Below are 16,560 nucleotides of genomic sequence, written 5' to 3' on the forward strand. Positions count from 1 at the left end.
GCTACTTCACGACCGACAGCGGCAGCAGCTTCTGCCCCGTGGGGCCGATCTGGATCTGGGTGTCCATCTGCGGACACACCCCGCAGTCGAAGCACGGCGTCCAGCGGCAGTCCTCGACCTCGGTCTCGTCCAGCGCGTCCTGCCAGTCCTCCCAGAGCCAGTCCTTGTCCAGACCGGAGTCCAGGTGGTCCCAGGGCAGGACCTCCTCGTAGGTGCGCTCGCGCGTCGTGTACCAGTCGACGTCGACGCCCCGCTCGGGCAGCGTCTTCTCGGCGCACGCCATCCAGCGGTCGTACGAGAAGTGCTCGCGCCAGCCGTCGAACCGGCCGCCGTCCTCGTACACCGCGCGGATGACCGCGCCGATGCGGCGGTCGCCGCGCGACAGCAGGCCCTCGACGATGCCGGGCTTGCCGTCGTGGTAGCGGAAGCCGATGGAGCGGCCGTACTTCTTGTCGCCGCGGATCTTGTCGCGCAGCTTCGTCAGGCGCGCGTCGGTCTCCTCGGCGGAGAGCTGCGGCGCCCACTGGAACGGCGTGTGCGGCTTCGGTACGAAACCGCCGATCGAGACCGTGCAGCGGATGTCGTTCTGGCCGGAGACCTTGCGGCCCTCGGCGATGACCTTGACCGCCATGTCGCCGATCTGGAGGACGTCCTCGTCGGTCTCCGTCGGCAGGCCGCACATGAAGTACAGCTTCACCTGGCGCCAGCCGTTGCCGTAGGCCGTGGAGACGGTCCGGATCAGGTCCTCCTCCGAGACCATCTTGTTGATGACCTTGCGCATGCGCTCGGAGCCGCCCTCGGGGGCGAAGGTGAGGCCGGAGCGGCGGCCGTTCCTCGTCAGCTCGTTCGCGAGGTCGACGTTGAACGCGTCCACGCGGGTCGAGGGGAGGGACAGACCGACCTTGTCGGCCTCGTAGCGGTCGGCGAGGCCCTTGGCGATGTCACCGATCTCGGTGTGGTCGGCGCTCGACAAGGAGAGCAGGCCGACCTCCTCGAAGCCGGTCGCCTTGAGGCCCTTCTCGACCATCTCGCCGATGCCGGTGATGCTTCGCTCCCGCACGGGGCGCGTGATCATGCCGGCCTGGCAGAAACGGCAGCCGCGGGTGCAGCCGCGGAAGATCTCGACGGACATCCGCTCGTGGACGGTCTCGGCGAGCGGGACCAGCGGCTGCTTCGGGTACGGCCACTCGTCCAGGTCCATGACGGTGTGCTTGGACACGCGCCACGGCACGCCGGAGCGGTTGGGGACGACGCGGGCGATCCGGCCGTCCGGCAGGTACTCGACGTCGTAGAAGCCGGGGATGTAGACCGATCCGGTCTTGGCGAGGCGGAGGAGGACCTCCTCGCGCCCGCCCGGGCGGCCCTCGGCCTTCCAGCCCCGGATGATCTCGGTCATGTCCAGCACGGCCTGCTCGCCGTCGCCGATGATCGCGGCGTCGATGAAGTCCGCGATCGGCTCGGGGTTGAAGGCGGCGTGGCCGCCGGCGAGCACGATCGGGTGGTCGACGGTCCGGTCCTTGGACTCCAGCGGGATGCCCGCCAGGTCCAGGGCCGTGAGCATGTTGGTGTAGCCGAGCTCGGTGGAGAAGCTCAGGCCGAAGACGTCGAAGGCGCCGACGGGGCGGTGGCTGTCCACGGTGAACTGGGGCACGTGGTGCTCGCGCATCAGTTCCTCGAGGTCCGGCCAGACGCTGTAGGTCCGCTCGGCGAGAACGCCCTCGCGCTCGTTCAGTACCTCGTAGAGGATCATGACGCCCTGGTTGGGCAGGCCGACCTCGTACGCGTCCGGGTACATGAGCGCCCAGCGGACGTCGGCGGACTCCCACGGCTTGACCGTGGAGTTCAGCTCTCCACCGACGTACTGGATCGGCTTCTGCACGTGCGGGAGCAGGGCTTCGAGCTGCGGGAAGACAGACTCGGCAGCAGACATCTCGAACCTTCGTGAGCTGGCAGGGGGCGACTCTCAAGCGTACCCGGTGCTCAGAGGGTCCCCTGCGCCCCGAGTCCGGGCCGGGCCGCCTTCGCCCAGACCTGCGGGAACTCCCGCTCGCGGGCCGCGCAGTACGCCTCCTCCCGGCCGTAGAGGAGTCCCCAGGTGAAGGCGGACTCCCCCGCCGCGTGGGCCTGGACGGCCAGGGTGCGCAGGGCGTCGCGGGCGACGACGCCGTCCTGGTGTTCGCCGAGGAGGCTCTGGACGGCCTTCACCCTCTTGGCGAACTTCCTGGCGGGCTTCCCGAGGGCGGGGGTGGCGGCCTCGGCGGCGTAGCGGGCGCGTTTGGCGGCCTTGCGGGCCTCGTGCATCGCGAGGTCGCGGTCGTGGCCGGGGGGCAGGGCGAGGGCGTGCTCGGCCCGGGCCGAGAGCCGGGCGTGGTCCTTGCGGACGGCGGCGGCGAGGACGGGTCCCGCGTCCCGGTGGGCGGCCTTGCGCAGGGGCGGGTCGGCGAGGAGCGCGTCGAGGGCGGTGAGCAGGGCGAGGTGGCGGGCCGAGTCGAGGGCGGTGAGGACCCGGTCGCGGGCGGTGGCGGCGCTCTTCGCGTTCCGGATCCGCAGCCGGGCGCGGACGGGGCCGAGGACGAGGGTCCGGGGCAGTTCGTCGACGCGGGCGCGGAGCCGGGCGGCGAGGACCTCCTGGTCGCGGGCGACGCCGAGTTCTCCGGCGAGCCACTTCAGCTCGTCGCCGAGGGGGTCGGTGACCCTGCGGTCCAGGACCTTCCGGTAGCTCTTGAAGGCGCTGCGGAGTCTGCGGGTGGCCACCCGCATCTGGTGGACGGCGTCGGGCAGGTCGCGGCGCACGGCGGGGTCGAGGGCGACGAGGGCGTCGCGCTGTTCGCGCGCGTAGGCGAGGATCCGGCCGGCGGCGGTGGTCCGGTCCGGGGTGCCGTCCGTCGGGGGGCCGGACGGGGTGCGCGGGCCGCCGCCGGTCTCCGCCAGCGCCCGGGCCAGTTTCGAGGCGGAACCCGAGGGATGCACGCCGGCCTTCTTGAGGCGTTTCTCGACGGCGTCGAGGACGGCCGGGTCGGCGTCGTCGGCGAGTTCGACCTCGATCTCGGTCCAGGTGGTCTCGCCGGTGCCGCCGGCGCCCAGGCGTTCGGCGCGGACGGTGTCGACGGAGAGTTCGGCGAGCAGCGTTCCGGAGGCGTCAAGGAGGTGGTGGACGTCGCGGGCGGAGCGGAGGCGGACGACGGGGACGACCTGTTCGTCGCGGACGCGGGAGCGCACGAGCTCCGCCAGGGTGCGGGGCAGGGTGTCGGCCAGCGGCGCCCGGATCTCGTCGCGGATGCCGGAGGCGACGGGGAACTTGAGGTGCCAGCCCGCGTCCTCGCCGCCGGTGCGGCGGCGCAGGGTGAGGGAGTCGGCGGCCAGCAGCAGCCCGGGGGTGTCGTAGTAGACGGCGTCGAGTTCGGTGACGCCGTGGTCCAGGACGGCGAAGACTCCCGGAGCTCGGGTGAGGTCCGGGAGTCCTGTGCCGGGTGTGGCCTCGTACTTCCGCTCGATCTCGCGCTTCGTCTCCGCCATGCATCGAATCTAGACGCGATGGGCGCGGAAGGGCAGGGGCGGTCAGGCCGTCATCGGTCGTTGCACCCTGATGGACTGGAGCAGTCCGATCGCCACCCAGACCGCGAACATGGACGAGCCGCCGTAGGAGACGAACGGCAACGGGAGACCGGCGACGGGCATGATCCCGAGGGTCATGCCGATGTTCTCGAAGGACTGGAAGGCGAACCAGGCGATGATCCCGCCGGCGACGACGGTGCCGTAGAGCTCGGTGGTCTCGCGGGCGATGCGGCAGGCCCGCCAGAGGACCACGCCGAGCAGGACCAGGATGAGTCCGGCTCCGAGGAAGCCGAGCTCCTCGCCGGCCACCGTGAAGACGAAGTCGGTCTGCTGCTCGGGCACGAACTGGCCGGTGGTCTGGGAGCCCTGGAAGAGCCCGGCGCCGGTCAGTCCGCCGGAGCCGATGGCGATGCGGGCCTGATTGGTGTTGTATCCGACGCCGGCCGGGTCGAGTTCCGGGTTGGCGAAGGCGGCGAAGCGGTTGATCTGGTACTCGTCCAGCATGCCGAGGGTGGTGACGAGGACGGCGCCGAGGACGCCGGCGCCGATCAGGCCGAGGACCCAGCGGTTGGAGGCGCCGGAGGCCAGGAGGACGCCGAGGACGATGACCGCCATCACCATGACGGAGCCGAGGTCGGGCATCAGCATGACGATGGCCATGGGCAGGGCGGCCAGTCCGAGCGCCTTGGCCACGGTGCGGTGGTCGGGGTGGAGCTGGTCGCCGGCGTCGACCTTGGCGGCGAGCAGCATCGCCATCACCAGGATGATCGTGATCTTCACGAACTCGCTGGGTTGGAGCGAGAAGCCGCCGCCGATGACGATCCAGGCGTGGGCGCCGTTGATGGTGGCGCCCAGCGGGGTGAGGACGGCGAGGATCAGCAGGATCGAGATGCCGTAGAGGACCGGCACGGCGCCGCGCAGGGTGCGGTGGCCGAGCCAGACGGTGCCGATCATCAGGGCGAGGCCGATTCCGGTGTTCAGGACGTGCCGGAACAGGAAGTAGTACGGGTCGCCGTTGTTGAGCTCGGTGCGGCCGCGGGTGGCGGACCAGACGAGCAGCGCGCCCATGAAGGACAGGGCGAGCGCGGCGAGCAGCATCGGCCAGTCGAGCCGGCGCAGCAGCGAGTCGCGGGCGGTGAGCTTCGCGAAGGCGCCGCGTTCGGGGGCGTACCGGGAGACGGAGAAGCCGTGGGGTGCGCTCATCGGTTCAGTCCCTCCGCCAGGTGGCGGGCGGGCCCGCGAGGTCCTGCGCGTCGTCCGGTTTGGCCGGGTCCGCGGTCCCGTCGTCCGGCGGGGTCGCGTCCGTCTGCCCGCCGGCCTGCTTGAGGGGGTCGACCTTCTGCGACTCGGGGTCGTACGGCGTCACCTTCGGGGCGTCGATGGAGCCGTCGGTCTCGATCTTGGGCAGGCCCTTCTGCGGCTGCGGCAGCAGGGCCCGCTTGAGGTCCTGGTGGCCGGAGTCGTCGAGTCCGTAGAGCGCGTCGTAGATGTTGCGCACGGCGGGGCCGGAGGCGCCGGAGCCCGTACCACCCTGGGAGATCGTCATGACGATCGCGTACTCCTTGGTGTACGTGGCGAACCAGGAGGTCGTCTGCTTGCCGTAGACCTCCGCCGTACCCGTCTTGGCGTGCATCGGGATCTTGTCCTGCGGCCAGCCGCCGAATCGCCAGGCGGCCGTACCGCGGGTCGCGACTCCCGCGAGGGCCTCCTCTATCAACGCCTGGGTCTTGGTGTCCATCGGGAGGCGGCCGTGGGACTTGGGCTTGATCTCGGTGACCTTCTTGCCGTCGGGGCTGACGACGGCCTTGCCGACGGTGGGGTTGTACATCGTGCCGCCGTTGGAGATGGCGGCGTAGATGGTGGCCATCTGGATCGGGGTGACGAGCGTGTCGCCCTGGCCGATGGAGTAGTTGACCGAGTCACCGGCGCGCATCAGGTTGCCTTCGAGGCAGTTCTCGTAGCTGAGCTGCTGGACGTAGGTGCCGCCGCGCTTGCCGACCTTGCACCAGTAGTCCTTGTTGGCCGCCCAGAAGTCCTGCTTCCACTTGCGGTCGGGGACGCGGCCGGTGACCTCGTTGGGGAGGTCGATGCCGGTCTCGGCGCCGAGGCCGAACTGGTGCGCGGTCTTGTAGAACCAGTCCTTCGCGTTCTTCTTCGGCTTCATGCCGCCGTCCTTCTGCCACTGCTGGTGGGAGAGGGCGTAGTAGACGGTGTCGCAGGAGACTTCGAGGGCCTGGCCGAGCGTGATGGAGCCGTGGCCCTGGGACTCGAAGTTCTTGAAGACCTGGTTGCCGATGGAGTACGACGAGGGGCACGGGTAGCGGCCGTTGAACTCGTATCCGGCGTTGACCGCGGCCGTGGTCGGGATGACCTTGAAGATCGAGCCGGGTGCGGCCTGGCCCTGGATGGCCCGGTTGAGCAGCGGGAGGTTGGACGCCTTGCTGGTGAGGGCCGCGTAGTCCTTGCCGGAGATGCCGCCGACCCAGGCGTTGGGGTCGTAGTCGGGAAGCGAGGCCATGGCGACGATCCGGCCGGTCTTCGCCTCCATGACGACGACGGCGCCGGAGTCGGCCTTGTAGTTCTCGCTGGTGTTCTTGTCGTACGTCTTGCGGGCTTCCAGCATCGCGTTGTGGAGCTCCCACTCGGCGACCGCCTGGACGCGGGCGTCGATGGAGGTGACCACGTTGGCGCCGGGCACGGCCTTGTCGCTCTTGGCCTCGCCGATGACCCGGCCGAGGTTGTCGACCTCGTAGCGGGTGACCCCCGCCTTGCCGCGCAGCTCCTTGTCGTAGGTGCGCTCCAGGCCGGAGCGGCCGACCTGGTCGGAGCGGAGGAAGGGCGAGTCGCTGTCCTTGGCCTTCTCGATCTCGGCGTCGGTGACGGGCGAGAGGTAGCCGAGGACCTGCGAGGTCCTGGACTTGCCGGGGGCCGGGTAGCGGCGGACGGCGGTCGGTTCGGCGGTGATGCCCGGGAAGTCCTCGGCGCGTTCGCGGATCTGCAGGGCCTGCTGGGTGGTGGCCTCGGCGGTGACCGGGATCGGCTGGTAGGGGGAGCCGTTCCAGCAGGGCTGCGGCGTCTCGGAGTCGCAGAGCCGGACCTTGTCCATGACGTCCTTGGGCTTCATGCCCAGGACGGCGGCGAGGCGGGTGAGGACGCCCTGGCCGTCGTCCTTCATCTTCATCAGCTCGGTGCGCGACGCGGAGACCACGAGGCGGGTCTCGTTGTCGGCGAGCGGGACGCCGCGGGCGTCGAGGATGGAGCCGCGGACGGCGGGCTGGACGACCCGCTGGACGCCGTTGCTCTTGGCCTCGTCGGTGTACTCCTGGCCGTTGCGGATCTGGAGGTACCAGAGGCGTCCGCCGAGGGTGAGCAGGAGGGAGAAGACGAGGACCTGGATGACGACGAGCCGGATCTGGACCCTGGGTGTCCGCCCGGTCTCGGGGATGTTGCTCATACTGCGGTGGTCCCCTCGGTCACAGTCGCTTGACTCCCTTGATGCGTCCGGCGCGTGAGGCTCTGCTGCGGGCGGCCTTCACGCGCAGGCCGCTGCGCTGGCTGCCGATCCGCAGGCCGGTCCCCGAGGAGAGCCAGCCGGAGGCGACGTCGGCGCCGCCGCCGCCGGACTCGGCGAGCGGGTCGTTCTCCGCGCGCCGGGCCAGGGCCATGATCAGCGGCACGGTGAAGGGCGCGAGGAGGAGGTCGTAGACGGCCGCGGTGAACAGCAGCGAACCGAGGCCGACATGGCGGGCGGCGGTGTCGCCGACGAGGGCGCCGACGCCCGCGTAGAGCAGGGTGGAGCCGATCGCGGCGGCGACGACCACGGCCATCGGGCCGGTGGCGGACTTGAGCCGGCCGTTGTCGGGGCGGGCCAGTCCGGCGAGGTAGCCGATGACGCAGAGGACCAGGGCGTAGCGGCCGGCGGCGTGGTCGGCGGGCGGGGCGAGGTCGGCGAGGAGGCCGGCGCCGAAGCCGATGAGCGAGCCGCTGACCGGCCCGTACACGAGGGCGAGACCGACGACGGTCAGCAGGACGAGGTCGGGGACGGCGCCCGGGAGCTGGAGGCGTGCGAGGACGGAGACCTGGACGACCAGGGCGACCACGACGAGTGTGACGGAGAGAAGGATGCGGTTGAACTTCACGGCGTCACTCCGTCCTCTTCGTCCTGTGCGGTGCCCTGGGTCCTGCCCTGGGTCTGCGGCTGTCCCGGCTGCTGCCCGTCCGGTGGTGGCGGGCTGACCGTGACGGTGACGGTCGGCGCGGGCTTGGGCTTGGCCGGCAGGACCGTGTCGCGGGGGTCGGTGCGCGGGGCCTGGACCACGATGCCGACGATGTCCAGCTTGGTGAAGCCGACGTACGGACGGACGTAGATGTTGCGGGTCAGGCCGCCGCCGGCCGGGTCGACGCGGACGACCTCGCCGACCGGGACGCCGGGCACGAAGGGCTTGTCGGCCTGTGAGCCGAAGGTGACGAGCCGGTCGCCGGCCTTCACCTTGGCCTTGCCGTTGAGCAGCTGGACGAGCAGCGGGCGGTCCCCCTGGCCGGTGGCGAAGCCGAGCTCGTCCGTCTTCTCCATGCGGGTGCCGACGGTGAAGTCGGGGTCGTTGGCGAGGAGGACGGTCGAGGTGGAGGGGCCGACGGTCGTGACGCGGCCGACGAGGCCGGAGCCGTTGAGCACGGTCATGTCGCGGGTGATGCCGTCGTTGGCGCCGGCGTCGATGGTGACGGTCCAGGAGAAGCCCTGGGCCGCTCCTATGGCGATGACCTCGGCCGCCTTGATCCCGTACTGTCCGGCGCCGGCCGTCTTCAGCATGGTGTCGAGTTCGCGGATCCGGCTGCGGTTGCGGTCGTCGCTGCCGAGCTTGGCCTTGAGGGCGGCGTTCTCGCGTTCCAGGGCGGCGATCCGGGTGTGGCGCTCTCCGGAGTCGCGTACTGCCCCTATGGCGTTGCCGATCGGGTCCACGGCCGCCGCGACGCCGTTCTCCACCGGCCCGAAGACCGTGGCGGCGGCTTGCCGGGCACCGTCCACCGGTGACTCCTCGCCGCCTCGGATGTCCACCGTGATCAGTGCGAACGCGATGGCGATCAGCAGCACCAGGAGCAGCCGGCTCTCTCGTGTGTCCCTCACGTGCGGCGGCCGTGCCTTTCCTCTTGGTTCGGTTGTTCTGTCCGATTCATGCCGTTATATCAACGATCCGCCGCCCGGGGGACCTTGCCACCCGTGCAGCGGATCGTCATCGGTCCGTTATCGGCGGGGCTGTGCGTCCAGGACCTGCTGGAGGGCTTCGAACTCCTCCACGCACTTGCCCGCGCCGAGCGCCACCGAGTCCAGCGGGTCCTCGGCGATGTGGATCGGCATGCCGGTCTCCCGGCGGAGTCGCTCGTCGAGGCCGCGCAGCAGGGCGCCGCCACCCGTGAGAACGATGCCGCGGTCCATCACGTCACCGGAGAGCTCGGGCGGGCACTTGTCGAGCGTCGTCTTCACGGCGTCGACGATGGCGTTGACCGGCTCCTCGATGGCCTTGCGGACCTCGGCGGCGGAGATGACCACGGTCTTGGGCAGACCGGAGACGAGGTCGCGGCCCCGGATCTCGGTGTGCTCGTCCTTGTCGAGGTCGTAGGCCGAGCCGATGGTGATCTTGATCTGTTCGGCGGTGCGCTCACCGAGGAGCAGCGAGTACTCCTTCTTGATGTGCTGGATGATCGCGTTGTCCAGCTCGTCGCCGGCGACCCGGATCGACTGTGCCGTGACGATTCCGCCGAGCGAGATGACGGCCACCTCGGTGGTGCCGCCGCCGATGTCGACGACCATGTTGCCGGTCGCCTCGTGCACCGGCAGGCCCGAGCCGATGGCCGCGGCCATGGGCTCCTCGATGATGTGCACCTGGCGGGCGCCGGCCTGCGTCGACGCCTCGATGACGGCGCGGCGCTCGACTCCCGTGATGCCCGAGGGCACGCAGACGACGACCCGGGGGCGGGCCAGGTAGCGACGCTTGTGGATCTTGAGGATGAAGTAGCGGAGCATCCGCTCGGTGATCTCGAAGTCGGCGATCACGCCGTCCTTCAGAGGCCGGACCGCGACGATGTTGCCGGGCGTCCGCCCGATCATCTTCTTCGCCTCGGCACCGACCGCGAGGATGCCACCGGTGTTGGTGTTGATCGCGACGACGGACGGCTCGTTCAGAACGATGCCTCGACCCCTGACGTACACCAGCGTGTTGGCGGTCCCGAGGTCGACAGCCATGTCACGGCCGATGAACGACATTGAGTTCCCCTTGTTTCCCATGAGGATGCGTCGGGCCTTCCCTATCGGAGCGTTGACGGCTTCTCAGGTCGGCGAGATGGTGGGTGAGTGGGTACTGCGGCTGGAGTTTTCCATCGTAGTGCCGCCCCCACGGATCCCGCGCGGCGGTCCACCTCTGTATGAGGTGACGGTAGGACGCTGCGATGCGTTCCCGATTGTGCCGTTCATATGCCCGGGGGCGACCGAAATTCCTTCGGTCGCCCCAGGTCGTTGCGGTGTTCGGCTGACGTCGAGTCAGTGAACGGGTCAGACGAGACCCGGGAAGAAGATCTTCAGCTCCCGAATGGCGGACTCCTCGGAGTCCGAGGCATGGATCAGGTTCTCGCGGACGATGGTGCCGTAGTCCCCGCGGATGGAGCCGGGCGCGGCGGCGATCGGGTCCGTCGGGCCTGCGAGGGCCCGCAGCCCCTCGATGACACGCTCGCCCTCGACGACCAGCGCGACGACCGGGCCGGACTGCATGAAGCCCATCAGCGGCTCGTAGAAGGGCTTGCCCTTGTGCTCGCCGTAGTGCTGCTCCAGCGTCTCCTGGTCCAGCTCGCGCAGTTCCAGAGCGGCCAGGGTCCAGCCGGCCTTCCGCTCGATGCGGCCGATGATCTCGCCGACCAGGCCACGGCGGACGGCGTCGGGCTTGAGCAGGACGAGGCTGCGCTGGCTCACGGTGGGGACTCCTTCGTAATGCAGTGTGCGGGACCTCAGAGGCTACAGGGCGGACCCGGCGCGCGATTACGCAGCGTCAGGCCCTCGGGAGACGCCGGGCGCCCTACGACGCCGAGGCGGCGGCGTCCGCGGCCTCCGCCTGGGCGGCCCAGCGGGCCTTCGCCTCGTCGATCTTGCGGCCGTAGTGGATGGACGCCCACCACAGCACCGCGAAGACGGCGCCCAGGAAGAACATCACCGGCACCACGACGCCGCTCGCGATCAGCGCGATCTGCAGCGCCCAGCCGAGCTGGAGGCCGCCCGGGCGGGTGATCATCCCGCACAGCAGGACCGACAGCAGCATCGCGACACCGCAGACCGACCAGACCGCCGCCATGGACAGGCTGTCGTCCTTCATGGCGACCAGACCGGCGAAGCCGATCACGAAGACCTCGCCGATCAGGGTCGAGGCACAGAGCGTACGCATCGGATTCAGCGCCTTCCCAGCAGCAGCCGGGCATCCCCGACCGTGAAGATCGAACCGGTCACCAGCACACCGGCCCCGGCGTACTCGTCCTCTTCCTCGGCGAGCGTGATCGCCGCCTCGATCGCGTCGTCCAGCCGCGGCTCGACGACCACCCGCTCGTCGCCGAAGACCTCCACGGCGATCGCGGCGAGTGCGTCGACGTCGGTGGCGCGCGGGCTGGAGTTCGCCGTGATCACGATCTCCGCGAAGATCGGCTCGAAGGCCTCCAGGAGTCCCCTGGCGTCCTTGTCGGAGCTGGTGCTCACCACGCCGATGAGCCGGGAGAACCCGAACGACTCGGCGATGCCGTCCGCCGTCGCCCGTGCGCCGGCCGGGTTGTGCGCCGCGTCCAGGATGACCGTCGGCGAGCTGCGCACGACCTCCAGGCGGCCCGGCGAGAAGACCGAGCCGAAGGCCCGGCGGACCGTGTCGATGTCCAGGATCCGGGCCTGGTCCGCGCCGACGCCGAAGAACGCCTCGACCGCCGCGAGCGCCACCGCGGCGTTGTGCGCCTGGTGCGCGCCGTAGAGCGGCAGGAAGATCTCCTCGTACTCGCCGCCGAGGCCGCGCAGGGTCAGCAGCTGGCCGCCGACCGCGATCTCGCGCCGGACGACGCCGAACTCCATGCCCTCGCGCGCCACCGTCGCGTCCACCTCGACGGCCTTCTTCAGCATGACCTGCGCCGCGTCCACCGGCTGCTGCGCCAGGATCACCGTCGCGCCCTGCTTCACGATCCCGGACTTCTCGCCCGCGATCTCGCCGGGCGTGTTGCCGAGCCGGTCCGTGTGGTCCAGGTCGATGGGGGTGACGACGGCGACCGAGCCGTCGATGACGTTCGTGGCGTCCCAGGTGCCGCCCATGCCGACCTCGACGACCGCCACGTCCACCGGGGCGTCCGCGAAGGCCGCGTAGGCCATCGCGGTGATGACCTCGAAGAAGGAGAGCCGGAACTCCTCGCGGGCGTCCACCATCTCCACGTACGGCTTGATGTCCTGGTACGTCTCGATGAACCGCTCGGCGGAGATCGGCGCGCCGTCCAGGCTGATCCGCTCGGTGATCGACTGCACGTGCGGCGAGGTGTAGCGGCCGGTGCGCAGGTCGAAGGCGCCGAGCAGGGCCTCGATCATCCGCGCCGTGGACGTCTTGCCGTTGGTGCCGGTGATGTGGATCGAGGGGTACGCGCGCTGCGGCTCGCCCAGCACGTCCATCAGCGCGGCGATCCGGCGGACCGACGGCTCCAGCTTCGTCTCGCCCCAGCGCGTCGCCAGATCGGTCTCGACGTCACGCAGTGCCCGGTCCACCTCCGGGTCGGCGGGCCGGGCGGGCACGGGGTCGCCCTGGGGCGGACCGGACTGTGCGCGCAGCGTGCGGCTGCCGGCCTCGATCACCGCCAGGTCGGGGTCACGGTCGGTCTCGGCGTCGACGATCTCGTCGAAGGGGTCGGACTCGTCGAACTGGTCGCGGGGCTCACTCACGCGCCCAGTCTACGGAGGGGTACCGGCGGGACCATGGACCCACCCCTTTCGGGACTTTCGGTCCACCGCCCGCCGAACGTCCGGACAGGATCGGCAGGACGCCACCCAGGGTCAAAAGCCCGTCGGCAGCAGGGCGGTCACCCGGTAGGTGTCGCCGTCCGGGCCGGCCGTGAGCGTGCCGCCCATGCTGGTGACCCGTTCCTCCATCGAGAACAGGCCGGTGCCGGTCGAGACCGGGGCGCGGTCCGGCGGCGTCCGGGGCAGCGGGTTGGCGACCTCGATGCGCAGATCGGGTCCGGCGACCGTGATCGAGACGGTCACCGGCAGCCCGGGGGCGTGCTTGGCGGCGTTGGTCAGGCACTCCTGGACGACCCGGTGCACGGCCGTCTGCCGGAGCGGGGACATGGCCTTCGCCTCCTCGGCGACGGTCAGGTCGACCGGGCCTCCCATCCGCTCGCTCTCCCCGGCGAGCACGGCGAGGCCGTCCAGGCCGGGGGTCTGCGCCGCCGCGTCCGCGCGCCGGACGACGGTCTCGTTGAGCATGTGGTGCGCCCGCCGCGCGGTGTCGGCGAGTTCCTCGAAGTCCTTCTGGTGGGCCTCTCCCCGGGCGCGTACGGACAGCACCTCGGCCCGCACCGCGAGCACCGTCAGCTCCCGGCCGACCAGGTCGTGCACGTCCCGCCCGACCGAGATCCGCTCCTCCTGCACCGCCTGCCGGGCGGCGGCCTCGGAGCGCTGGGCCTCCAGGGCCCGCACCAGGTCCTGGCGGTAGGCGGCGATGCCGACGCCCGCGGCCAGGACGCCGATCGGGACGACAAGGCTCAGGAAGTCGCTCAGCGTGTCGCCGTGCCGGGCGGGCCAGCCGGGGGTGAGGAAGAGCCCGTAGGCCGCGAGCACGTAGAGCGCGGTCGCGGTGATCGCGACCCGTCGGCCGCGGAAGCGGCCGAGGGAGTAGAGCGCGAACTGGACCATCGTGACCTCGTGGAGCCAGCCCATCAGGACGAGCGCCACGAGGTACGGCATCCAGGGCAGCCGGCGCCGCAGGACCAGCGTCGCGGCCCCGGCCGCCAGGACCAGGGAGGCGGTGACACCCGTCAGCGAGTTGTCGGCGCGCGCGAGGCCGGGCACGTCGAGGGACATCAGCGCGAAGGCGCTCAGCGCGGTGACGACGTCGAGGGCGCGCGGTGAGCCCGCCCACCGGTCCACGCAATGACGCAGCGCGTGGGCGGCGGGAAAGCGGAACATGCCTTCCATCATCCAAGGTCCTTGGACCCGGAGGGACGGACCCTGGTCACAAGTGGCGTGATGTCCGGCACTTCGGACAAACGAGCGGGCCCGGAACCAGAAGGTTCCGGGCCCGCGTCGATCGATCCGCCCAGGCGTCCGCGCCGGCCGTCAGGCCTGCGGCAGCCGGTCCAGCTGCGTCTGGATCCGGGCGATGTCCTCGTCCGCCTTGGCGAGACGCGTCCGGATCTTCTCGACCACGTTGTCCGGCGCCTTCGCCAGGAACGCCTCGTTGCCGAGCTTGCCGTTGGCCTGCGCCTTCTCCTTCTCGGCCGCCGCGAGGTCCTTGGCGAGGCGCTTGCGCTCCGCCGCGACGTCGATGGTGCCGGACAGGTCGAGCGCGACGGTCGCCCCGGCGACCGGCAGGGAGGCGGTGGCGGAGAAGCCCTCGCCCTCCGGCTGGAGGCGGAGCAGCTGCCGGATGGCGGCCTCGTGCGGGGCGAGCGCGGTGCCGTCCAGCTCCAGGCGGGCCGGGACCTTCTGGCCGGGCTGCAGCCCCTGGTCCGAACGGAACCGGCGGACCTCGGTGACCACGCGCTGGACGAGCTCGATCTCGGCCTCGGCGGCGTCGTCGCGGAAGCCGGAGTCCTGGGGCCAGTCGGCGATGACGACCGACTCCTGACCCGTCAGGGTCGTCCAGAGCGTCTCGGTGACGAACGGGACGACCGGGTGGAGCAGCCGCAGCGTGACGTCCAGGACCTCGCCCAGGACACGGCCGGAGACCTTGGCCTGCTCGCCGCCGGCGAAGAACGTCGTCTTCGACAGCTCGACGAACCAGTCGAAGACCTCGTCCCACGCGAAGTGGTACAGGGAGTCCGACAGCTTCGAGAACTGGTAGTCGTCGTAGAACGCGTCGACCTCGGCGACCGTCTTGTTGAGACGGGAGAGGATCCAGCGGTCCGTGGCGGACATCTGCGACGGATCCGGCAGCGGGCCCTCGACCGTGGCGCCGTTCATCAGCGCGAAGCGCGTGGCGTTCCAGATCTTGTTGGCGAAGTTCCGGGACGCCTGGACCCAGTCCTCGCCGATCGGGACGTCGACACCGGGGTTGGCCCCGCGGGCCAGGGTGAAGCGGACGGCGTCGGAGCCGTAGGTGTCCATCCAGTCCAGCGGGTTGACCGCGTTGCCGAAGGACTTCGACATCTTCTTGCCGAACTGGTCGCGGACCATGCCGTGCAGGGCGATGGTGTGGAACGGCGGGGTCCCGTCCATCGCGTAGAGGCCGAACATCATCATCCGGGCGACCCAGAAGAAGAGGATGTCGTAGCCGGTGACCAGGACGGAGTTCGGGTAGAACTTCGCCAGGCTGTCGGTCTGCTCGGGCCAGCCCAGCGTGGAGAACGGCCACAGGCCGGAGGAGAACCAGGTGTCCAGGACGTCGGTGTCCTGGTGCCAGCCCTCGCCCGTGGGAACCTCGTCGTCCGGTCCGACGCAGACGATCTCGCCGTTCGGGCCGTACCAGACGGGGATGCGGTGACCCCACCAGAGCTGGCGCGAGATGCACCAGTCGTGCAGGTTGTCGACCCAGTCGAAGTACCGCTTCTCCATCTCCTGCGGGTGGATCTTGACCTTGCCGTCGCGGACCGCGTCACCGGCGGCCTGGGCGAGCGGGCCGACCTTGACCCACCACTGCATCGACAGGCGCGGCTCGATGGTGGTCTTGCAGCGCGAGCAGTGGCCGACGGAGTGGACGTACGGACGCTTCTCGGCGACGATCCGGCCCTCGGCGCGCAGCGCGGCGACGATGGCCGAGCGGGCCTCCAGCCGGTCCAGGCCCTGGAAAGGGCCGTGGGCGGTGATGACCGCGCGCTCGTCCATGACGGCGAGGTTCGGCAGGTGGTGACGCTGGCCGATCTCGAAGTCGTTCGGGTCGTGCGCCGGCGTCACCTTGACGGCGCCGGTGCCGAACTCGGGGTCGACGTGCTCGTCGGCGACGACCGGGATCCGGCGGCCGGTGAGCGGGAGCTCGATCTCGGTGCCGACGAGGTGCTTGTAGCGCTCGTCCTCGGGATGGACGGCGACGGCCGTGTCACCCAGCATCGTCTCGGCGCGGGTCGTCGCGACGACGATCTCCGTGTCGCCGGAGCCGTACCGGATCGAGACGAGCTCACCGTCGTCGTCCTGGTACTCGACCTCGATGTCGGAGATGGCCGTCAGACAGCGCGGGCACCAGTTGATGATGCGCTCGGCGCGGTAGATCAGCTCGTCGTCGTAGAGCTTCTTGAAGATGGTCTGGACGGCCTGGGACAGGCCCTCGTCCATGGTGAAGCGCTCACGCGACCAGTCGACGCCGTCACCGAGGCGGCGCATCTGGCCGGAGATCTGCCCGCCGGACTCGGCCTTCCACTGCCAGACACGCTCGACGAACGCCTCGCGGCCCAGATCGTGGCGGGACTTGCCCTCCTTGGCGAGCTCGCGCTCGACGACGTTCTGGGTGGCGATGCCGGCGTGGTCCATGCCCGGCTGCCACAGCGTCTCGTAACCCTGCATCCGCTTACGGCGGGTGAGGGCGTCGATCAGCGTGTGCTCGAAGGCGTGCCCCAGGTGCAGGGAGCCCGTGACGTTCGGCGGCGGAATGACGATGGTGTACGGAGGCTTGTCGCTGTTCGCGTCCGCCTCGAAGTAACCACGCTCTACCCAGCGCTCGTACAGCTTCCCCTCTACTTCGGCCGGCGCGTACTGGGTCGGCAGTTCGGGGTTGGCTGCTGGCTGCTGCTGAGTGTTGTCGGTCACGGGGTCAGTTTAGTGGTGTCACCGGGTGGTCCTGAAACGCGATTGTT

The 16,560-nt window shown here is 70.4% G+C and carries 12 protein-coding genes; all 12 read right to left on the reverse strand.

Annotation, left to right across the window (positions count from 1 at the left end; all coding sequences use genetic code 11):
* Position 1: 1 nt before the first annotated feature.
* The 12 genes from ACGFZF_RS04100 to ACGFZF_RS04155 all read right to left on the reverse strand — a co-directional run bounded on the left by ACGFZF_RS04100 (position 2) and on the right by ACGFZF_RS04155 (position 16,513).
* Positions 2 to 1,930 (reverse strand): TIGR03960 family B12-binding radical SAM protein, encoded by a 1,929-nt coding sequence (locus tag ACGFZF_RS04100; RefSeq protein WP_393550932.1) that lies wholly within the window; start codon positions 1,928 to 1,930, stop codon positions 2 to 4.
* Positions 1,931 to 1,980: 50 nt separating this feature from the next.
* Positions 1,981 to 3,516 carry a CHAD domain-containing protein gene (locus ACGFZF_RS04105; RefSeq protein ID WP_393550933.1) on the reverse strand — a complete coding sequence of 512 codons (1,536 nt, stop codon included), beginning with the start codon at positions 3,514 to 3,516 and terminating at the stop codon, positions 1,981 to 1,983.
* 42 nt (positions 3,517 to 3,558) lie between these two features.
* The gene (gene rodA, locus ACGFZF_RS04110; protein WP_393550934.1) at positions 3,559 to 4,758 is read right to left on the reverse strand and encodes a rod shape-determining protein RodA; all 1,200 of its coding nucleotides are present in this window, start codon (positions 4,756 to 4,758) and stop codon (positions 3,559 to 3,561) included.
* Between the two features lie 4 nt (positions 4,759 to 4,762).
* Positions 4,763 to 7,009: a penicillin-binding protein 2 gene (mrdA, locus tag ACGFZF_RS04115; RefSeq protein WP_393550935.1), complete on the reverse strand. Its 2,247-nt coding sequence runs from the start codon at positions 7,007 to 7,009 to the stop codon at positions 4,763 to 4,765.
* A 19-nt stretch (positions 7,010 to 7,028) separates the two neighbouring features.
* Complete coding sequence (mreD, locus tag ACGFZF_RS04120; protein WP_356598780.1) at positions 7,029 to 7,694, reverse strand: rod shape-determining protein MreD; 666 nt, start codon at positions 7,692 to 7,694, stop codon at positions 7,029 to 7,031.
* The gene (gene mreC, locus ACGFZF_RS04125; protein WP_356598782.1) at positions 7,691 to 8,680 is read right to left on the reverse strand and encodes a rod shape-determining protein MreC; all 990 of its coding nucleotides are present in this window, start codon (positions 8,678 to 8,680) and stop codon (positions 7,691 to 7,693) included. The genes mreD and mreC overlap by 4 nt, the downstream gene beginning before the upstream one ends.
* A gap of 117 nt (positions 8,681 to 8,797) precedes the next feature.
* The gene (locus ACGFZF_RS04130) at positions 8,798 to 9,817 is read right to left on the reverse strand and encodes a rod shape-determining protein (RefSeq protein WP_125753625.1); all 1,020 of its coding nucleotides are present in this window, start codon (positions 9,815 to 9,817) and stop codon (positions 8,798 to 8,800) included.
* 285 nt (positions 9,818 to 10,102) lie between these two features.
* Positions 10,103 to 10,516 carry a nucleoside-diphosphate kinase gene (ndk, locus tag ACGFZF_RS04135; RefSeq protein WP_356598784.1) on the reverse strand — a complete coding sequence of 138 codons (414 nt, stop codon included), beginning with the start codon at positions 10,514 to 10,516 and terminating at the stop codon, positions 10,103 to 10,105.
* Between the two features lie 103 nt (positions 10,517 to 10,619).
* Positions 10,620 to 10,982: a DUF4233 domain-containing protein gene (locus ACGFZF_RS04140; RefSeq protein ID WP_386544283.1), complete on the reverse strand. Its 363-nt coding sequence runs from the start codon at positions 10,980 to 10,982 to the stop codon at positions 10,620 to 10,622.
* Between the two features lie 5 nt (positions 10,983 to 10,987).
* A complete protein-coding gene (locus ACGFZF_RS04145; protein ID WP_393550936.1) occupies positions 10,988 to 12,496 on the reverse strand; it encodes a bifunctional folylpolyglutamate synthase/dihydrofolate synthase in 1,509 nt (502 codons plus the stop codon).
* 111 nt (positions 12,497 to 12,607) lie between these two features.
* Positions 12,608 to 13,741 (reverse strand): sensor histidine kinase, encoded by a 1,134-nt coding sequence (locus ACGFZF_RS04150; RefSeq protein WP_393550937.1) that lies wholly within the window; start codon positions 13,739 to 13,741, stop codon positions 12,608 to 12,610.
* A gap of 150 nt (positions 13,742 to 13,891) precedes the next feature.
* Positions 13,892 to 16,513 carry a valine--tRNA ligase gene (locus tag ACGFZF_RS04155; protein WP_393550938.1) on the reverse strand — a complete coding sequence of 874 codons (2,622 nt, stop codon included), beginning with the start codon at positions 16,511 to 16,513 and terminating at the stop codon, positions 13,892 to 13,894.
* Positions 16,514 to 16,560 lie beyond the last annotated feature (47 nt).

Origin of the sequence: Streptomyces sp. NPDC048338, assembly GCF_043201055.1 — a bacterium.
GTDB lineage: Bacteria > Actinomycetota > Actinomycetes > Streptomycetales > Streptomycetaceae > Streptomyces.

Coding starts and splice junctions, on each gene's coding strand:
- ACGFZF_RS04100 (WP_393550932.1), bottom strand. CDS start 1,930: ATGTCTGCTGCCGAGTCTGTCTTCCCGCAGCTCGAAGCCCTGCTCCCG.
- ACGFZF_RS04105 (WP_393550933.1), bottom strand. CDS start 3,516: ATGGCGGAGACGAAGCGCGAGATCGAGCGGAAGTACGAGGCCACACCC.
- rodA (WP_393550934.1), bottom strand. CDS start 4,758: ATGAGCGCACCCCACGGCTTCTCCGTCTCCCGGTACGCCCCCGAACGC.
- mrdA (WP_393550935.1), bottom strand. CDS start 7,009: ATGAGCAACATCCCCGAGACCGGGCGGACACCCAGGGTCCAGATCCGG.
- ACGFZF_RS04130 (WP_125753625.1), bottom strand. CDS start 9,817: ATGTCGTTCATCGGCCGTGACATGGCTGTCGACCTCGGGACCGCCAAC.
- ACGFZF_RS04140 (WP_386544283.1), bottom strand. CDS start 10,982: ATGCGTACGCTCTGTGCCTCGACCCTGATCGGCGAGGTCTTCGTGATC.
- ACGFZF_RS04150 (WP_393550937.1), bottom strand. CDS start 13,741: ATGTTCCGCTTTCCCGCCGCCCACGCGCTGCGTCATTGCGTGGACCGG.